This is a genomic window from Alteromonas lipotrueiana (assembly GCF_019249245.1).
In the GTDB taxonomy this organism is placed as follows: domain Bacteria; phylum Pseudomonadota; class Gammaproteobacteria; order Enterobacterales; family Alteromonadaceae; genus Alteromonas; species Alteromonas lipotrueiana.
Window position 1 is genome coordinate 74,654 of the sequence record NZ_JAESDK010000017.1, and the last position, 17,696, is coordinate 92,349.

The window sequence follows — 17,696 nt, forward strand, 5'->3', positions numbered from 1 at the left end:
AGGCTTTAAACAATATGGATGTAAATCAAATAATAGTGCTGGGGGCGTTCTTCAGCACTATTTTTGCGTTGGTGCTTACTCACCAGCGCCCCTCTACAATATTTGCCCTGGCTATGCTGGGGCTTCTTATTATGCAACAGGTTACCTTTGATGACATATTGAAGAACCTGACAAACAAAGGTCTTATTACCCTGGTATTGCTGCTTTTAGTCAGCAGTGCCATTGACAAAACCGCGCTTATTAAGCGGTTAGGTCGAAAACTGGTGACCGCCAGCTTTACGGCTTCTTACTGGCGATTATTTGGGTTAACTTTTTTCTCTTCGGCGTTATTAAACAATACCGCCATTGTGGCCAGCTTAATTGGTCCGGTTAAACAAAATCAGTATCACCCCGCCTCAAGATTATTAATTCCGTTGTCTTATGCGGCTATATTGGGCGGCACCGTTACCTTAATTGGTACCTCGACCAATCTTATTGTAGACAGCTTTTTACAAGAGCAGGGACACCCCGGCTTTGCCTTTTGGGACTTTACCTTATTTGGTCTGGTTGCAGGGTTAAGTTGTGGTGTTTTATTGTTCTTCATCAGCCCTTTACTGCCAAATATTGCGAATAAAAAAGCGGATTACCGTGCCTACACGGTAGAAGCTGAAGTGGTAACCGGCTCTGAATTAATAGGCAAAACCGTAGAAGAGAACCACTTAAGAAATCTTCCTGAGTTATTTTTAATCGAAATTATTCGTGATGGTCAGCTGATTACTCCGGTTTCTCCTGATTTGGTTATTTTAGACAAAGACAAGCTGATATTTACGGGCAACGTACAAAAGCTGGATAACCTTAGTCACATTAAAGGACTCACTACCTTTGCAGAGGCAGATGGACTATTACGTGAAAATTTAACCGAGGTTATTATTGCCAACCGAGCTCAGGTTATCGGTCAGTCAATTAAAGCGCTGGGCTTTCGGGCGTTGTTTGATGCCGCTGTGGTAGCGATTCGTCGCGATGGTGAACAATTGTCAGGAAAACTCGGGGAGATAAAATTGCAGGCCGGAGATTTTCTATTATTGGCCGCAGGCCCTGATTTTCAGTCCCGCCAGAATTTATCGAAAAACTTCTTTATTTTGTCAGAACAAAAAATCAATCGTCCTTTGGGCGGTCTGCAGGAGTGGATCACGCTGGGGGGATTTTTGACCGTTGTTGCCCTGTCTGCTGCTAATATTTTATCTCTGGCTATTGGACTGTTGTTTTTTGCGGCTGTTTTAATTGGGGCAAGGGTAACTTCAAACGGCGAGGTAAAACGCAATTTACCGCTTAACTTAATCGTGGTTATTGTAGGGGCCCTCAGCTTAGCAACCGCACTGGAAAATTCCGGTGTTATTAAGCTTTCTACGCAGATGTTAATTCCGTATTTGTCTGACACAGACTGGTTCGTTGCTTTAATTGTGGTGTACATCGCTACCTTGCTGTTAACCGAATTTGTCACCAATAATGCGGCCGCAGCCCTGATGTTCCCGTTTGCGTATGGATTGGTCGGTATTATTCAGGCGCCGCTAATGCCCTTTGCTCTGGCGGTCGCGTTTGCCGCAAGTGCCAGCTTTATTTCGCCCTATGGTTACCAAACCAATTTATTGGTATTTAACGCCACCAATTACCGCTTTAGCCATTTTATAAAATGTGGTTTGCCTATATCACTCCTGTATTCCACCATTGTGTTATTGATGCTGAATGCTTATTACTTCTAGTGAATGATTAAAACGGTAAATTAGGTAGAAATGCCACAATAAATACCGATATAAAAAAGGGGCGCTGAATTCAGCGCCCCTTTTCATACTTGCATTTGTATTACCAATCAACGTATTTATCGCTAAATAACTTGTAGCGCATACTCAGCGAGACCAGAATCCAACGCCCCTCTGTTTGATAAATTATTAGCTAGCGAAACAGAACTTTTTCTTTGTTAAACCAGAACACACAAAACCCTAATAACAGGCCAGCAATTATGGCTGTAGAGCCAAATATCGCAATAAGCTGAAAATAATCCATAGTCCCTTTAATGAGCTCTTTCATTGCCAGTGCTACATTAGTAAGCGGTACCCAGGCCCATACCCCTTCAAGCTTAATGCCCGGCATTAAAGCAAGAATGATGGGCACGATGATGACCATCATCATCGGCCCCATATAACCCTGTGCTTCTTTGAAGGTTTTGGCATAGATGGACAGGCTCAGTAGTATTGCCGAGAATATCGCCACCACCGGAACCAACATTAAAAAGATAAGTAAAAAGTCGACAAACCCGATGGCGCCCATAAACTCGGTAATGGCCTCAATCGCCAGACTTTGACCTACCAATATGCCCCACACAGCCATACTGAGCACCGTCACCAGTGATGTGGTCACGCCTGCTGTCGCAATAGTAAAGAATTTACCCAATACGAGTTTGTGTCTGTCTATGGGCGAGATAAGCAAGGTTTCTAATGTGCCGCGTTCTTTTTCTCCGGCGCCAAGGTCTGCCGCCGGAATCATGGCGCCCTGAAGACATAAAATGAATACCACGTAGGCAACCATCCCGCCTACAATTTCGCCCAGGTTTTCGCGTTTATCAGCCACGTTAACCTCGGTCAGAATAATAGGCTCCAGCAGCTTTTGCTGTTGTGTCTCGTTGACCTGAAGAGACTCAAATGCCTGGGTGCGTGACGCCGTTGCTATAGGCTCTATAAGCGTATTCAGGCGTTGTTTAATAGCGTTAAACCCAGCGCCGTTATAGTACAACTGTAATTCATTGCTGCCTGTCTCTAACGGTTTATTGCTGTAATCTTCAGGAACCACCAACACAAAGTCAGCCTGCTCTGCCTTTATCCAGTCTGTAATGGTCTGATTTTCAGGCAAGTCTATACGTTCCAGTCCTTTTTCAGACAACAAAGCCTCGTTAAGCTGGGAGGCGGCTTGCGGGTTTTCTATCGCGTAGGTGAGCGTTTTTGTTTTGGCTTCTTCGGTCGCTTTGCTGGTGAAATACACCACGCCACCAAAAATAACCGGGAAAATAAGCAAAGGCAGCAGAATCATAAAGAACATGGTTTTTTTATCTCTGATGACTTCTTTCAGCTCTTTAAGGTAAACCATCCACATTAGTTATTACTCCCGGCAATGACCGATAAAAAAGACTGATTGAGTGAGGCTGGGGCCAATGCCTTAAACTCATTTAACGTGCCATCAAAGCCAGTTTGACCATGACTTATCACACAAACCCTGTCGCATAGCTCGGCAACCTCTTGTAGATGGTGGGTAGAAAAAATGACAGGAATACCTTTACTTTTTAAGCGCTGTATAAAATCCAGAACGGTCTGGGCAGCCATAATATCCAGCCCGGTAGTGGGTTCGTCCAGTACCACCAAATCAGGATCGTGAATAACGGCGCGGGCAATCGCTGTTTTTTGCTTCATGCCGGTGGAGTAATTATCGCATTTACGGTCTAAAAAAGTTTCTAGCTCCAGTAAACTTGCAAGCTCGTCAATTTTGTTGCTGATAACCTTTTTAGACATACCGTGTAATTGACCAAAATAGGTAATATTTTCGCGGCCGGTAAGGCGGCCATACAAACCAGTGGCCCCTGATAAAAAGCCAATAGACTTTCGGGCAATCAATGGTGTTGAAACCACACTGCGCCCATCAATTTTTATATCACCACTGTCTGGTTTTAACGCAGTAGACAACATGCGTAATGTTGTTGTTTTACCCGCGCCGTTTGGTCCTAAAAGGCCTAACACCTGGCCTTTTTCACATTTCAATGAAACATCACGAACCGAATGAAAATATTTCCCTTTTAAGCGAGGATCTTTTTGTTCCTGTTCGCTAAGCTTTTTTGGATTTTCTACCGCAAATTTTTTCGCCAACTGGGTTATCTCAATCATTGAGCGCTTCCCTTTTTTTAGTTTTTTCCCAGTGTGCACTTTAACTTATCTATTTAATCCAATCTTATAAAAAGTGCTTCAGAATGTGTCGGTACAGTTCACAGAAGATGAAAAACGGGTATGCTACGGACTCACGGATTATCAAATAAAAACAGTAATAAGGATTTCTATGCACACGGTGACTAATCCCTTTCAAGCTTGTAACGATATTTTTTACAGACCTAATGGCGTCTTTCGCGCCTTAACAACTAAAAATAATTGGTCCTGGTTTCCGTTTGTGCTGGTGGTTCTGGCCTCGATACTGCCTAGCTATTTGTATTTTTCAACGGTCGACTTTAGTTTTTATGTCAACTTATTATCCTCGACACTGGGTGAGGTAAGTCCGGCAGAAATTGAACAATTTCGTCAGTCTCAGCAACAAAGCTTTTATATTATTTTGTCGCTAGCGGGGCCGCTGATTGGTCTGCCTTTGTATTTTCTTCTTATTGCGCTGTACCTGCATTTAGCCACAAAGTCAGACGAGCAAAATGTTCAGGGCTTTACCGACTGGTATGGCTTTAGCTGGTGGATAAGCATGCCAGTTCTGGTTTCAGCGCTTATTGCGGTTATTCTTATCGCACTGGCCAGCGACCCCCAGATGTCGCCGTCTATCATGCAACCATTATCTCTGGCTTATTTACTGAACATTCCGCTTTCTTCACCATGGAACGGCTTTGCTTCAGCAACGTCACTTATCACGATCTGGACTGTCTATTTAACCACAGTGGGCATCTCGCAATGGACCAGCTTTTCGACTAAAAAATCAGCCATTATTGCGGTCGCGCCTTATGTCATCGTTTACGGTATTTGGGCAATTATTAATATAATAAGCTAATTAAGGCTCAACGGGAGTTGTGGGGTTGGCCCTTTTCCTTTTGGTTGGGGCCTGAAATACTCGGTGTTGTCATAAAACGTCTCAGTTTGCTGAGACCACCACCCCGGCACACCTAAAATAGGTAACGGTGGCATCAAACGCGCTGGGATGAAATCGTCTAGCTGTTGAATACGACTTAACAGCACACGGTCAAGATGTTGTGTTTGTTCAAATGCCGTAAAATTCTCAAAGTTTTCATCGACCAAAACCGCCAGCCATTTTCCGGTTAAACCGATAAACGGGTTTAGCATCATCTCTAGGTTTGCATGCCCAAATACAAAGGGAAAAATCACACTTTGCCAAAGGTCACGCTGATGATACATCGCTTGCTTCCATTGATGTGTGGCAAGTTGTTGCAGTATTTCATTACCCTGATTCATATGCTGCCTGGGTATTGCCAGTACTACGCCGCATTCATCAAAATGTGTGACATGGTTACGCCTTGCCGTACGCGGATGTACACCAAAGTTATTAATGTCCTGCATATGAAGTGCATTTAAATAGTGTTTAGTCTTAGGGAACTGCATCCATATGCAGGCGTTAAAGCAGTCGTGCCAGCTGTCTTCGCGGGTAGGAATACAACCATCCTGGGCGATAATTTGCTCATAATATCGGGCCTCACCCGAATCAAGGCTAGCCTGGTCAACAAATTTGGGGCCGGGCCACTGGTGTTCAAACCGCTTCACGCATAGGCTGTTAAGATGCCCCGCACGCGGAAAGGTGGTCAACTTAGTAAGCTTTAACTCGGTTAAGGTGCGTACTACAGGCGCGGCGGCTGACACTATAAGTTCGTCAGGTTGCCACTTCAGATGGTCTGATTTCATAAATGAGTATTGGTTCGCTCTGTTTGTTTCTCTATACTGGCCAATATTGTAGACAATCAGAGACGAACAATGAAAAGAATTCTCTTATCGGTATTAGTGCCCGCCCTTGTGGGCGTAGCAGGATGCTCAGAACAGCAAACAAACACCCCCTCGCCTCAGGAACAGACCAAGCAAGATGCGCCCTCTAATTTTGATGAAGTTTATGCTTCTATTACTGCTGAGAAAATCAAAGATCCTTTAAAAACCCTTTCTTCAGATGAATTTGAAGGACGCTTACCTACGACGGCAGGTGAACAAAAGACCATTGATTTTTTAGTTAATTCGTTCAAAGAAGCGGGTTTTGAGCCGGGTAATCAGGACAGTTTTTTACAAAAAGTTGAGCTGATGGAGATAACAGCCAATCCTGATATGAATATGACCATAGGTGAGAATACCTTTCGGTATAAAGAAGATATGGTTGCCTCTTCAAAACGTGAGCAAAAACAGATTGCGGTAACAGACTCGCCACTTGTATTTGTGGGCTACGGTGTCAACGCGCCTGAGTATGATTGGAATGACTACGACGGATTAGACGTAGAAGGCAAAACCGTGGTGATTCTGGTTAATGATCCTGGTTTTGAAAATCCGGATGGTGATAAGTTTCAGGGCAAAACCATGACCTACTATGGGCGCTGGAGCTACAAATATGAAGAGGCAAGTCGTCAGGGTGCAAAAGGCGCCTTGATTGTTCATGAAACAGCGCCGGCATCTTACCCCTGGTCGGTTGTCGCTAACAGCTGGAGTGGCCCTCAGTATGGTCTGGTCAGTCCTGATAAAGGCGCTAGCCGGGTTGCTATGGAAGGTTGGTTAACCCTGGACGCTGCTAAAAAAGTATTTGCTGATGCGGGTTTAGATTTTTCTGAACAAAAGGCCAAAGCACAGCAGGGACCATACAATCAGTCGTTAAATCTTGAAGCGTCGGTCACCGTAGAAAACACATTCAAAAAGTCAGCAAGCTACAATGTGATAGCCACCTTGCCAGGCGCTGAAAAACCTGATGAGCATATTATTTACTCGGCGCACTGGGATCACCTGGGTAAGGATGATGCGTTGAAAGGTGACCAAATTTACAACGGCGCCCATGACAATGCTACCGGTGCAGCGGCCAGCGTGATCATGGCGCAGGCTTTTGGTAATCTTAACCCTCGCCCAGACCGTTCTGTCAGCTTTTTAATTGTAACTGCTGAAGAACAAGGCTTGCTTGGCTCTAAATACTACGCCGACAACCCGGTTATCCCATTAGAAAAGACCGTTGCTAACATCAACATGGATGCGATGAACGTGTTGGGTAAAACGAAAGATGTCGCCGTGGTGGGACAGGGAAAATCAGAGTTGGAAGATTATTTACAGTCAGCTGCTGAACGCCAGGACCGCTACCTGACCGGTGAAGATACCCCTGAAGCTGGCTATTATTACCGTTCAGATCACTTCAGCTTTGCTAAGCAAGGCGTTCCGGCGCTTTATGCCGAGGGTGGGAGCGATCCGGCTGATGAACAAACCGCTAAATACCGCAAACGTATGAATGTTATTGTAACTGGCTGTTATCATCAGGTATGTGATGAATACCGCGATGACTGGGATTTAAGCGGTATTGCACAAGACACCCAGTTGTTGTTTGACGTAGGCGTGGGTGTGGCTAATGCTGACCAGTGGCCACAATGGAATGAACAAAGTGAATTTCAGCGCCCCTGATTTATTAAAATTGCCAGAATTCTTCAGTGTTATCTGATACAACTTCAGCGTCACCCTTGCGGTGGCGCTTTTTATTGTTAACAGTACGTCTTTGTTTTGCTATCAATGCGTTAAAACTTTAGTTTTTAGCCGCTCTGGACAGAATGTAGTTGCAATTTATGCACAGGCTGGCACATTCATTAGAACGCGGTAGCAATATACTCATAATAATACGTCCCTCCGCCATAATGTTTTTGTAAAAGCCCGACAGAACACCTAAATTCAAACTGTGATAGAAGAGAGCTCGTTTTATGTGTGGTATTTTCGGTATACTGGATATTAAAACCGATGTTTCTGAGTTGAGAACTCAGGCATTGGATCTTGCAAAATTGCTACGTCACCGTGGCCCAGACTGGTCAGGCGTCTGGAATAATGATAATACCATTTTGTGTCACGAACGATTATCGATTGTTGATGTTGAAACCGGCGCTCAACCTCTGCTTAGCGACAACGAAGAGCAGGTGCTTGCAGTAAACGGCGAAATTTATAATCACCGCCAGTTAGCCAATGAGTTAGTAGATTCTGACTATCCTTTCAAAACGCGCTCAGATTGCGAAGTTATTTTGCCGCTTTTCAAACAATACGGCGCCAGCTTTATAGACAAATTACACGGCATGTTTGCTTTTGTTCTTTATGATAATGAACAAGACGCGTACTTAATCGCCCGCGACCATATGGGCATTATTCCGCTTTATACCGGCTACGATGAACATGGCAACTTCTATGTTGCATCAGAAATGAAAGCATTAGCCCCAATCTGTAAAACGATTAGCGAATTTCCTCCAGGCCATTATTTGTGGAGCAAAGACAAAAAGCTGACTCATTATTATCAGCGCGATTGGATGGACTATGACAACGTTAAAGACAACTCCACCGATTTAACTGAATTAAAAACCGCGTTTGAAAAGTCGGTTAAGTCGCATCTTATGTCTGATGTCCCTTATGCTGTGTTACTTTCTGGCGGTCTTGACTCGTCATTAGTATCGGCGGTGGCGGCTCAGTATGTGGCTAAACGGGTAGAAGATGAAGACAAAAGCGATGCCTGGTGGCCACGTTTGCACAGTTTTGCGGTAGGCCTGAAAGATGCACCAGATTTAATTGCCGCTAAAAAAGTCGCTGACATGATAGGTACCGTGCACCACGAGGTAAACTTTACCGTTCAAGAAGGTTTAGATGCAATTCGCGACGTCATCTACAAGCTTGAAACGTACGATGTTACTACCATTCGTGCGGCAACGCCGATGTATTTAATGAGCCGCCAGATAAAAGCCATGGGCATCAAAATGGTCTTGTCGGGCGAAGGCGCTGATGAAATTTTTGGTGGCTATCTTTACTTTCATAAAGCCCCTAATGCCAAAGAGTTTCACGAAGAAACTGTTCGAAAACTGGAACGCCTGCACATGTTCGATTGTGCCCGGGCCAACAAAGCCACCAGTGCCTGGGGTGTTGAGGCACGGGTTCCGTTTTTAGATAAGTCGTTTATTGATGTTGCCATGCGTTTGAATCCTCAAGATAAAATGTGTTTAAACGGTCGCATGGAAAAATGGATTTTACGCAAAGCCTTTGACGATGGCAGTACCCTTCCCGAAGAGGTTCTGTGGCGTCAAAAGGAGCAGTTTGGCGATGGCGTGGGCTACTCCTGGATAGATTCGCTACGTGAGTATGTTGAGGATAAAGTGAGCGATCAACAACTGGCCGCTGCTGAGTTTCGTTTTCCGGTTAACACTCCGGATACCAAAGAAGGCTATTACTACCGCACTATTTTCGAAGATTACTTTCCCCAGGAAAGTGCCGCACGCTGTGTTCCTGGCGGTAAATCAATAGCCTGCAGTACAGTAGAAGCATTGGAGTGGGATGAAAGTTTTAAAAACAATGCAGATCCCTCCGGCCGTTCAATGAAAGATGTGCATTCTTCTACCAAAGGGTAAAATTTGAAGATAGTGTCATACGTATTCGTTGACTGAAATTTATGCTATTCTTAGAGCTCGCAATATGCGGGCTTTTTTTGTATATAAAACATTAACTTTGCATTTTATCACCCAATTTTTGTAGTTTAAGAATGATCCCTGCGTATTCCAGCGAGCTATTAATTGGGAGATCAATAGAAAAGGGTTGCTTATGGATGTCCATGGGCAATTTTAAAAGGAAACCTATGCTTAAACAGGCGACACTATCTATAGCCATCGCAATGGCTTTTTCCCCTAACGGGTTGGCCGCATCAGATGCTAATTACAGTACTAAAAGTGAATCTGTCACTTCTGTAAGCGCTGGCAGCCTGGAAAATGCTTTGACTTATCAGTCTGATATTGTTGTAAACGACACCGCTTTTCGGTTTAAATCGGCGCAGCAAGATCGGTTCGGTACTACTTTTACCTACGCGTCTACCAATAATGCAAATTCATTATTGCTGCGAAAGCGCGGCGAGAAAATTAGCGCGACGTTAATTGATGACGGCATTCCCAAATCCCTGAGTGTCAGTAGTAATTCTGCTGCTCTTACACAGTACAAATTAAACACGTTTGGTAAAGAAGCCAGCGTGCCATCAGTGGCGCCGCGCTCTACTGCGGCCAAATGGTCTGAACTGCGCCCTGAAAGAATGCAAAGCACCAACCTATCAACAGATGGCGGATTCGATACGCCAGATGAAACCGGTGTAGCGTTTTTCATATCAGCTGCAACATTTGTCGAGGCTGAAGCTGCCGCTGCAGACTCTGCTACTGATACCAGTCCATTAGCGATACTTCCACAAGACGTTCAGATTTTTAACGATGCTCTTGGTACCGCAAATGTTAACGGATTCACTGTGTCGGTAAAAAACTTTTATCTGATAGATGATGATGAAGGTGATTTTTTTGCCGATGACGATGCTATGGCTAAAGCTGAGTATGGCGCCGGCGAGTCTGACTTTATTAACACGGTCCATTTAAGCGATTTTGACGAGGGTCAGTTTACTCGCTCAAGCTCACTTGTTATTCCAAACGCTAACGAAGCTGAAGCTGAACAGTTTCTGTTTTTTATTAAAGAATCGCATTTGCGTTACACCCCCTTTAGCAACACCAATTTAACCCATGCCTTGGGCCATAATTTGGCGTTGAATCATGAACGCAGTTCATTAGAGGAAGCGTTTCCGGGTGCCTTGCCCTATGCGTTTGTAGAAGCCGATGAAGTCGCTACTATAATGGCGTCTTATAGCAACCCTGAAGCAATTCGGGTGGCACGTTTTTCAGACCCAACACAAACTGTTGATGGCATTACCATTGGTGTAGAAAGTGGCAGCGATGCGGCTGATAACGCTGAGTTCTTGCGTAAAGCAGGTCCTATACTGGCTAACTCGACCAACCTAAAAAGTAGCTCTACATTAGATATTACCGACTCTTCGGTTACCCTGAACTGGGAACCACTACCAGGTAATGTTGAACAAGATGTCATTCAGTCATCTTACAACTGTAACCTGTATCGCTCAGATTTGTCGGCGTACAATATTGAACGTTCGGTTCCACTTGAGTCTGATGCGAACACATCAAGCCTGACATTAGATGGCGAAACTAACGGCTGTTTGGTTGTTATCAACTGGGTAGAATTTGACGACAACGTGTTACCTATTGTTCGGGTAATGCAGGAGTATGATTCCGCGTCACCGATGCATGTTGATAACGTTAATATTTCAACCGTCCCAGGTTCTACGTCAACAGCTTCAATTTATGTTGAAGATGCAAGTGTTCAAAACAGTGAATTAGATTTATTCATCACTAAGCTGGTTGGCATTCAATATGCCAATATTGCTTATGACGATGCTGATGCGGCTGCCGACATCCGTAAGTTCATGAATGCAGAGGTTTCTGGTTCTGGAAATGAGCGCACGCTAACTATCTCGATAGACGAAGATTATCGAAATGCGCTTGATTGGGTTGCATCGCTTACTGCAACTGAATTACAGCCGCAACTCATTACCATGAACATCGGGCTTGAAGGCACTACTGATGTAGACTCTTTGCACCTTGATATGCGTGGCATGTTTAACGCCATCCCGCGTGCTTATAGCGATGAATTGGTAGGTAAAGTAACCAGCGCTGGTGGTGAGGTTGGTGTAACGATTACTGAAACACTATCTAATGATGATGTTTCTGTTTCGGTACTTACTGACGCATTTAGCGACTGGACACCTGATTTTTCTGTGAGCAATGCTGACGGCGAGTCAACAGTCACGGTTACTGCTCCGGCCGATCTGTTTGACGGAAAGAACGAACAAATCGTCATGCTGAAAGTCGGATTTGGTGACAACGTTTTGTATAAAAACGTAGGTTTTGTCGCTTCAACACAATCTGATTCAGACGGTGGTGACACGGGTGGCGGTTCAGGTGGTGACACTGGCGGCGGCTCTGGTGGCGGTTCAGGTGGCGGCTCTGGCGGCGGTTCAGGCGGCGACACTGGCGGTGGTTCAGATGGCGGTACAGATCCTGACACATCATCTGGCGGCGATTCTGGAGGCGGTGGCTCGCTATCGGTTCTAGGACTTCTATCTATAGCGCTGGTAGGATTGCGTCGACGCATAGGCCTGAAAAAATAAGCTGATATTTTTAATATCGATAAAAAGAGCGGTTTTTCCCGCTCTTTTTTTATGTCTGTTGATTACGTTGTTTTACTGCTTCTATAAACGTTGTCGTCGCAGGAAAAACAAAGTTCGTGCATCGTCACTTCACTTACTTATCAAGCTTTGCTGGCAAATGCCATAACGCCTCATCGTCAAGTGGAGTTTGTTTCGGTAACGAAGGATTTTCTAACCGAAAAACTTTACGTTTAGAAACCCGAAGTTTCTGAAGGGTCTCCTGATATGTTGACTCAAATAAAGCATCAAAAGAACCATCGTCTATAGCGCGTTGCAATCCGGTTTGTATCAGGCGGGCAAGGGTTGGGTTACCACGATTAACAAAAAAATACATGGCACTAGGGTAATACAAACTCAGTCTGGGCTCGGTGACAATGTCGGGGCTAATCTCCGCGCTGTCCAGTTCATTTTGTATCTCTATTACCGATCTTGGAAAAAAATTAGCCCGGCCAGTAGCCAGAATATCGAAGGCTTCGGGGTATTCGGGTACTGTAAAGACATTAAAGCCATTTGCCTGCAGAATTTTTGTGTCGGGCCATTCTTCGCCCTGCACCGGTGTTTTTGATAACAAACCACGCAATGTATTAATTTGACTAAAACTACCTAACTGGGTTTTTGTCGTCAAAAATACCCGCCAACCAATAAGTCCTTTAGCTATTGGAATGCGAACAGGTAGTAATTCTTTTTCTCTTTGCGCATCGGTCACGCTCCAGACTACATTAACTTCGCGATTTTCTTTTAATTGTCTTAGGGCTTTTCCCTGCAACAAAATCCGATCTGAAGCCCGTAGCTTGTATTTAACGCCGGTTTTCTCTAGCGCTAATGTAAGCAGCGCAATAGGATATTCTGCTCTAAGGTCATTTTCGGCTAAAGGGCGGGGGTAAATAATGGTCCAAAGAGCAGCCTGAACAGGCGCACATACCGCGCCCAGCAATGCAGCACCCGTTAAACACTTCAGTGCAGATATTTTAACCCGCTTAAACATGTTCCCCACTCCCTCGCCTGTTTATTCGATACCAATGTACTTGTGCGTCTGTAACGACAATCGCCAGTTACGCTCTATACACGTTTTAATAACTAAATCTGTGGCTCGTTGTTGCTGTGAAATAGGCTGCAAACAAACCGGAGGACGGCGCTGTGCATCAAGTCGGCTAAGTAATGAATCTAACTCATCAATGTGACGTTGCATAGCTACCGGGTGCTTTATTTCATCCGCCCTTTGTAAGGCACTGGTAAGTACCGGCATACCGGCTTTCATATCCACCTTTGGCGATACCGTGACCCAGGTTTTGTCAGCGCAGCGAATCTCGTAAGTGCCGCTTGTTTCTATTTGTGTACTATAACCATGTTCATGCAAGAAATTCGTTAAGGCTGTTAAATCGTACATGCAGGGCTCGCCGCCTGTGATAACCACGTGTTTCGCGGTATACTTCAGATTATTAAACAGCGTTAGTATCGCAATTTCATCGGCATTAAAAAAAGCCTCACTTTCTTTTGTCTTAGTTACAACCTTATCGGCGGTAGTTAAAAAAGCATCATCTAATGACCAGGTGTGTTTTGTATCGCACCAAGGGCAGCCAACCGGGCACCCTTGCAGGCGTAAAAAGATTGAGGGTACCCCAGTGTGAATGCCTTCACCCTGGATTGTTTCAAAAACTTCGTTAATGCTTAACTGTGGTGTGGTCAACTGACGCCCCTTACTGCTGTATCTGCGCTGAATTTTACCAAGATTCAGCCCGATATGCGGAGCTAATTTTAGGAAAACTTTATCATGTCAGAAAAAGTGGTCGTTATCTATTCAGGTGGAATGGATTCTTTTACGGTGCTGCACAAAGCGTTGAAGGAAGGAAAAACGTCTTACGCACTGTCGTTCGATTATGGCCAGCGTCATAAGAAAGAGCTCGATTATGCTGCACAGGTGTGTGAAAAACTCGGCATCGCCCATAAAATTGTCGATATTTCAGCCATAAACAGTATTGTTGGTGGTTCAGCACTGACCAGCGATATTGACGTTCCTGAAGGGCATTATGAAGAGCCAAGTATGCAAACTACGGTGGTGCCTAATCGCAATATGATTTTACTTTCGTTAGCCGTTGGCTACGCTGTATCTATGGAAGCTGAAAAGGTGTATTACGGCGCGCACTCTGGCGATCATGCCATTTACCCTGACTGCCGCCCTGAGTTTGTCGAAAAAATGAATGATGTATGTGGTATTGCCAACTACACACCAGTTGAAATAATGACGCCGTACCTGCACAACTCTAAAGATGATATTTTAGCTGACGGGTTAACTATGGGCTTAGATTATGGACAAACCTGGACCTGTTACAATGGACGAACAAAAGCATGTGGAAAGTGCGGTGCATGTCAGGAACGTTTGGCGGCATTTAGCGCCAACAATGCCACCGACCCGCTTGAGTATGAAGCCTAGATAATTAGATAATAAAACGCTGGTGTTTGTTACATTTAAAATGCCTGGAACAAGATAGTCGCCAGGCCGGTGCAGTAAATATGCTTGCACCGGCTTTGCTACTAGATTACTTCTGACTTTCTGCAATAAAGTAAGTTAGCTCTTTTATACAATGTCGAAGTACTGGGTTCAGACGGGTATTTTTACCGTTCATTACAAACAGTTCGTGTTCAAAGTTGAACAAGCTGCCATTAGCAATAGGAACAAGACCTAAACTGGCCCCCTGCTCTTTTGCCATAAAGTCAGGTAATAAACCGATGTATTCGCCTGTCATTACCGCAGACATTGCAGCGTCGTAAGAGTCAGAAAATGTCTGAATAGCCAGGCGCTGGTCATCTTCAATGTAGTTTGCTGACGACAACCCAGACAATCCGATGGCTGGGTAATCTTCAATTTTCACTTCTTCAGGCAGCGCACAATCGCGATACTTTGCCAATGAGTGTGTGGGTGAGCAATACAGTCGGCCCTGACACTTCACACCAATAGGATGAAAAGTAACCGATTCAGGCTTCACCATATCATAGGTCGAAATAACCAAATGGCATTCGCCTGATAGTGCGACATGTTCGACTTCATTGTACAAACGTGTCTGGATATTCACATGAATATCGTCAAATTTTTTCATGGTGCTTTTCACTGCTTTGCTTACCGCTAAGTGAATAGAGAGTGGCAAGCCTGACATCAGGACCAATGTAATATGGCCTGAATAATCATCATGAAGCGATTTCAGGTTAAATACGAAGTTATCGAAGGCGTTAAAGATGCGTTTTGTTTCCTGAAACACAACTTCGCCCTCTTTGGTCATCTGAAAACCACCTCGGCCCCGATGACAAAGCACTAAGTCTAATCTTTCTTCAAGTTTTTTTATTGCTGCACTGATATTGGGTCTTTGCATTCGCAGAACAGGCTCTGCGGCTGTAAAGCCGTTACAGCTTGCCACAGCATAAAAGACACGTAAGAGTTTGATGTCTGACTCTTGTAATCGATTTAACATGAACGCACCGCTTTAGGTATAGTTATAGATACTCAAGTCACATAATAGGCAACACTTCGAAGGATTACAACGACATTTTAACAGTTTAATTAAATCGCTATAGAATTTAGGGTAAAAAACTCGCGACAGTATTGCCCTGCCGCGGGTAATATTAATAGTCATTATCAGTCGATAATTTAAGAAAGGGCCACAACTTGTTTTCGCAATGTTTCAACTTCATCACGAATCGATGCGGCTTTTTCAAATTCCAGCTCTCTGGCAGATTCAAACATTTGTTTTTCAAGTTCTGAAATTCGCGCCATAAGATCAGTAGGATTAGGCGCATCGGCTGACTTTTTCTTATCGCCTATTTTTCGCAACCGTACTCTACCCGGATCGCTGGTTTTACTGTCGCCCAAATCCATAATATCGGTAATAGGTTTATTAAGACTTTGCGGAGTAATTCCGTTGGCTTCATTGTGAGCACGTTGTTTTTCACGCCGGCGCTGAGTTTCGTCTATGGCTTTTTGCATTGACTTGGTGATCGTATCGCCATACAAAATAGCACGGCCATTTAAATGGCGGGCTGCCCGACCTATGGTTTGAATAAGCGAACGCTCGGCGCGCAAAAAGCCTTCTTTGTCAGCATCTAAAATAGCGACCAATGACACCTCTGGCATATCCAGACCTTCACGAAGCAAGTTGATACCCACCAAAACATCAAATTTACCCAAGCGTAAATCACGGATAATTTCCATACGCTCAACGGTGTCAATATCAGAGTGCAGGTAGCGTACCTTCACTCCATGTTCGTTCAGGTATTCGCTTAAATCCTCAGCCATACGCTTAGTAAGGGTGGTAATAAGTACACGTTCGTCAACTTCAACACGCTTACTGATTTCAGATAAAACATCATCTACTTGTGTGGCTACAGGTCTGACTTCAATCTCTGGATCAAGTAACCCGGTGGGCCGCACGACCTGCTCTACCACATCATTATCGCATTTTTCTAATTCATACTTACCGGGCGTGGCTGATACATACACCGTCTGCGGGCAAATTTGTTCAAACTCATCAAATTTTAGAGGCCTGTTGTCCAGCGCCGAGGGCAACCTGAATCCGTATTCTACCAGGGTTTCTTTCCGAGACCGGTCGCCCTTGTACATGGCCCCGACCTGCGAAACCGTCACATGAGACTCATCAATAAACATTAATCCGTCTGCAGGAAAATAATCCAGCAACGTGGGGGGCGGCTCGCCAGGTGCGCGGCCAGACAAATAACGTGAATAGTTTTCAATGCCTGAGCAATAACCCAGCTCCAGCATCATTTCGACATCAAACTGAGTACGCTGAGAAATACGCTGCTCTTCAAGTAACTTATTGACACTTTTCAGCTGTTCTTTACGTTCTTTTAGCTCTTCTTTAATACGTTCTATGGCTTCAAGAATTTTTTCGCGTGGTGTTACATAGTGCGTTTTGGGAAATACAGTAGCGCGCACCACCTTTTTCTCAACCTCGCCGGTTAATGGATCAAATAAGCTGATGGTGTCAATTTCATCATCGAACAGCTCAACCCGCACCGCTTGTTTTTCTGAGTCAGCAGGAAAAATATCAATGACATCACCCCGAACCCTGAAGTTACCGCGCTCAAAGGCAATATCGTTACGACTGTATTGCAACTCAGCCAGACGACGTAAAATATCGCGCTGATCCATAGTATCGCCCTGGCGCAAATGCAGAAGCATTTTCATATAGGACTCGGGATCGCCAAGTCCATATATGGCAGACACGCTGGCTACAATTACTACATCACGTCGCTCCATCAGCGCTTTGGTAGCAGACAACCGCATTTGCTCAATATGTTCGTTAATTGAAGAGTCTTTTTCTATGAAAGTATCGGTACTGGGCACATAAGCTTCAGGCTGATAATAGTCGTAATAAGAAACAAAATACTCTACCGCGTTATTGGGGAAAAATTCTTTCATCTCGCCATACAACTGCGCCGCCAGCGTTTTATTGTGCGCCAGAATTAAGGTGGGCCTTTGAACTGACTCAATAACATTGGCCATGGTAAACGTTTTGCCTGACCCGGTAACGCCAAGCAGGGTTTGCGTGGCAAGTCCGCTGTCTAAACCATCGATAAGTGACTCAATGGCTTTGGGCTGATCGCCTGCTGGTTGATATTTTGCGACTAATTCGAATCCACGACTCATGTATAGACATTCTCCCGCATAT

Annotated in this window: 13 protein-coding genes; 6 read left to right on the forward strand and 7 right to left on the reverse strand. The window is 44.6% G+C overall.

All coding sequences use genetic code 11. The features are described from left to right. Window positions 1-14 precede the first annotated feature (14 nt). Window positions 15-1,739 carry an SLC13 family permease gene (locus tag JK130_RS12165; protein WP_218354597.1) on the forward strand — a complete coding sequence of 575 codons (1,725 nt, stop codon included), beginning with the start codon at window positions 15-17 and terminating at the stop codon, window positions 1,737-1,739. Window positions 1,740-1,929: 190 nt separating this feature from the next. On the opposite strand, the gene JK130_RS12170 is transcribed toward JK130_RS12165, so the two are convergent. Both JK130_RS12170 and JK130_RS12175 read right to left on the reverse strand, forming a co-directional pair. Next, a complete protein-coding gene (locus JK130_RS12170) occupies window positions 1,930-3,123 on the reverse strand; it encodes an ABC transporter permease (RefSeq protein ID WP_218354598.1) in 1,194 nt (397 codons plus the stop codon). Beyond that, the gene (locus JK130_RS12175; protein WP_218354599.1) at window positions 3,123-3,905 is read right to left on the reverse strand and encodes an ABC transporter ATP-binding protein; all 783 of its coding nucleotides are present in this window, start codon (window positions 3,903-3,905) and stop codon (window positions 3,123-3,125) included. Before JK130_RS12175 ends, JK130_RS12170 begins: the two co-directional genes overlap by 1 nt. Before the next feature lie 169 nt (window positions 3,906-4,074). Here JK130_RS12175 and JK130_RS12180 point away from each other — a divergent pair, with 169 nt between their 5' ends. Then, window positions 4,075-4,779 carry a YIP1 family protein gene (locus JK130_RS12180; RefSeq protein WP_218354600.1) on the forward strand — a complete coding sequence of 235 codons (705 nt, stop codon included), beginning with the start codon at window positions 4,075-4,077 and terminating at the stop codon, window positions 4,777-4,779. Here JK130_RS12180 and JK130_RS12185 read toward each other — a convergent pair. Further along, window positions 4,776-5,642, reverse strand: a complete 867-nt coding sequence (locus tag JK130_RS12185; protein WP_218354601.1) for a DUF3025 domain-containing protein — start codon at window positions 5,640-5,642, stop codon at window positions 4,776-4,778. The two genes, JK130_RS12180 and JK130_RS12185, sit on opposite strands and share 4 nt — an antisense overlap. 69 nt (window positions 5,643-5,711) lie before the next feature. Here JK130_RS12185 and JK130_RS12190 point away from each other — a divergent pair, with 69 nt between their 5' ends. From JK130_RS12190 to JK130_RS12200, 3 genes are all read left to right on the forward strand, one after another. Continuing rightward, window positions 5,712-7,373 (forward strand): M28 family metallopeptidase, encoded by a 1,662-nt coding sequence (locus JK130_RS12190; RefSeq protein ID WP_218354602.1) that lies wholly within the window; start codon window positions 5,712-5,714, stop codon window positions 7,371-7,373. Between the two features lie 290 nt (window positions 7,374-7,663). Beyond that, window positions 7,664-9,340: an asparagine synthase B gene (gene asnB, locus JK130_RS12195; RefSeq protein WP_218354603.1), complete on the forward strand. Its 1,677-nt coding sequence runs from the start codon at window positions 7,664-7,666 to the stop codon at window positions 9,338-9,340. Between the two features lie 224 nt (window positions 9,341-9,564). Beyond that, on the forward strand, window positions 9,565-11,979 hold the full coding sequence (locus tag JK130_RS12200; protein ID WP_218354604.1) for a hypothetical protein: 2,415 nt from the start codon (window positions 9,565-9,567) through the stop codon (window positions 11,977-11,979). Between the two features lie 133 nt (window positions 11,980-12,112). Here JK130_RS12200 and JK130_RS12205 read toward each other — a convergent pair whose 3' ends face one another. Both JK130_RS12205 and queE read right to left on the reverse strand, forming a co-directional pair. After that, window positions 12,113-13,003: a type 2 periplasmic-binding domain-containing protein gene (locus JK130_RS12205; RefSeq protein ID WP_218354605.1), complete on the reverse strand. Its 891-nt coding sequence runs from the start codon at window positions 13,001-13,003 to the stop codon at window positions 12,113-12,115. A gap of 21 nt (window positions 13,004-13,024) precedes the next feature. Further along, complete coding sequence (gene queE / locus JK130_RS12210) at window positions 13,025-13,705, reverse strand: 7-carboxy-7-deazaguanine synthase QueE (RefSeq protein ID WP_218354606.1); 681 nt, start codon at window positions 13,703-13,705, stop codon at window positions 13,025-13,027. Window positions 13,706-13,789: 84 nt separating this feature from the next. Between queE and queC the strand changes: the two genes are divergently transcribed. After that, the gene (gene queC / locus JK130_RS12215; protein WP_218354607.1) at window positions 13,790-14,449 is read left to right on the forward strand and encodes a 7-cyano-7-deazaguanine synthase QueC; all 660 of its coding nucleotides are present in this window, start codon (window positions 13,790-13,792) and stop codon (window positions 14,447-14,449) included. Between the two features lie 106 nt (window positions 14,450-14,555). Here the strand turns inward: queC and JK130_RS12220 are convergent, their stop codons facing one another. Both JK130_RS12220 and uvrB read right to left on the reverse strand, forming a co-directional pair. After that, entirely contained in the window at window positions 14,556-15,482 is a 927-nt protein-coding gene (locus JK130_RS12220) for a LysR family transcriptional regulator (RefSeq protein WP_218354608.1), read from the reverse strand. Between the two features lie 176 nt (window positions 15,483-15,658). After that, a complete protein-coding gene (uvrB, locus tag JK130_RS12225) occupies window positions 15,659-17,674 on the reverse strand; it encodes an excinuclease ABC subunit UvrB (RefSeq protein WP_218354609.1) in 2,016 nt (671 codons plus the stop codon). Window positions 17,675-17,696 lie beyond the last annotated feature (22 nt).

Bases quoted from the DNA above. Each gene is read 5' to 3' on its own strand.
- JK130_RS12220 (WP_218354608.1), bottom strand. From the start codon at position 15,482: ATGTTAAATCGATTACAAGAGTCAGACATCAAACTCTTACGTGTCTTT.
- JK130_RS12200 (WP_218354604.1), top strand. From the start codon at position 9,565: ATGCTTAAACAGGCGACACTATCTATAGCCATCGCAATGGCTTTTTCC.
- queC (WP_218354607.1), top strand. From the start codon at position 13,790: ATGTCAGAAAAAGTGGTCGTTATCTATTCAGGTGGAATGGATTCTTTT.
- JK130_RS12185 (WP_218354601.1), bottom strand. From the start codon at position 5,642: ATGAAATCAGACCATCTGAAGTGGCAACCTGACGAACTTATAGTGTCA.
- JK130_RS12205 (WP_218354605.1), bottom strand. From the start codon at position 13,003: ATGTTTAAGCGGGTTAAAATATCTGCACTGAAGTGTTTAACGGGTGCT.
- uvrB (WP_218354609.1), bottom strand. From the start codon at position 17,674: ATGAGTCGTGGATTCGAATTAGTCGCAAAATATCAACCAGCAGGCGAT.
- JK130_RS12170 (WP_218354598.1), bottom strand. From the start codon at position 3,123: ATGTGGATGGTTTACCTTAAAGAGCTGAAAGAAGTCATCAGAGATAAA.
- asnB (WP_218354603.1), top strand. From the start codon at position 7,664: ATGTGTGGTATTTTCGGTATACTGGATATTAAAACCGATGTTTCTGAG.
- JK130_RS12175 (WP_218354599.1), bottom strand. From the start codon at position 3,905: ATGATTGAGATAACCCAGTTGGCGAAAAAATTTGCGGTAGAAAATCCA.
- JK130_RS12180 (WP_218354600.1), top strand. From the start codon at position 4,075: ATGCACACGGTGACTAATCCCTTTCAAGCTTGTAACGATATTTTTTAC.
- JK130_RS12190 (WP_218354602.1), top strand. From the start codon at position 5,712: ATGAAAAGAATTCTCTTATCGGTATTAGTGCCCGCCCTTGTGGGCGTA.
- JK130_RS12165 (WP_218354597.1), top strand. From the start codon at position 15: ATGGATGTAAATCAAATAATAGTGCTGGGGGCGTTCTTCAGCACTATT.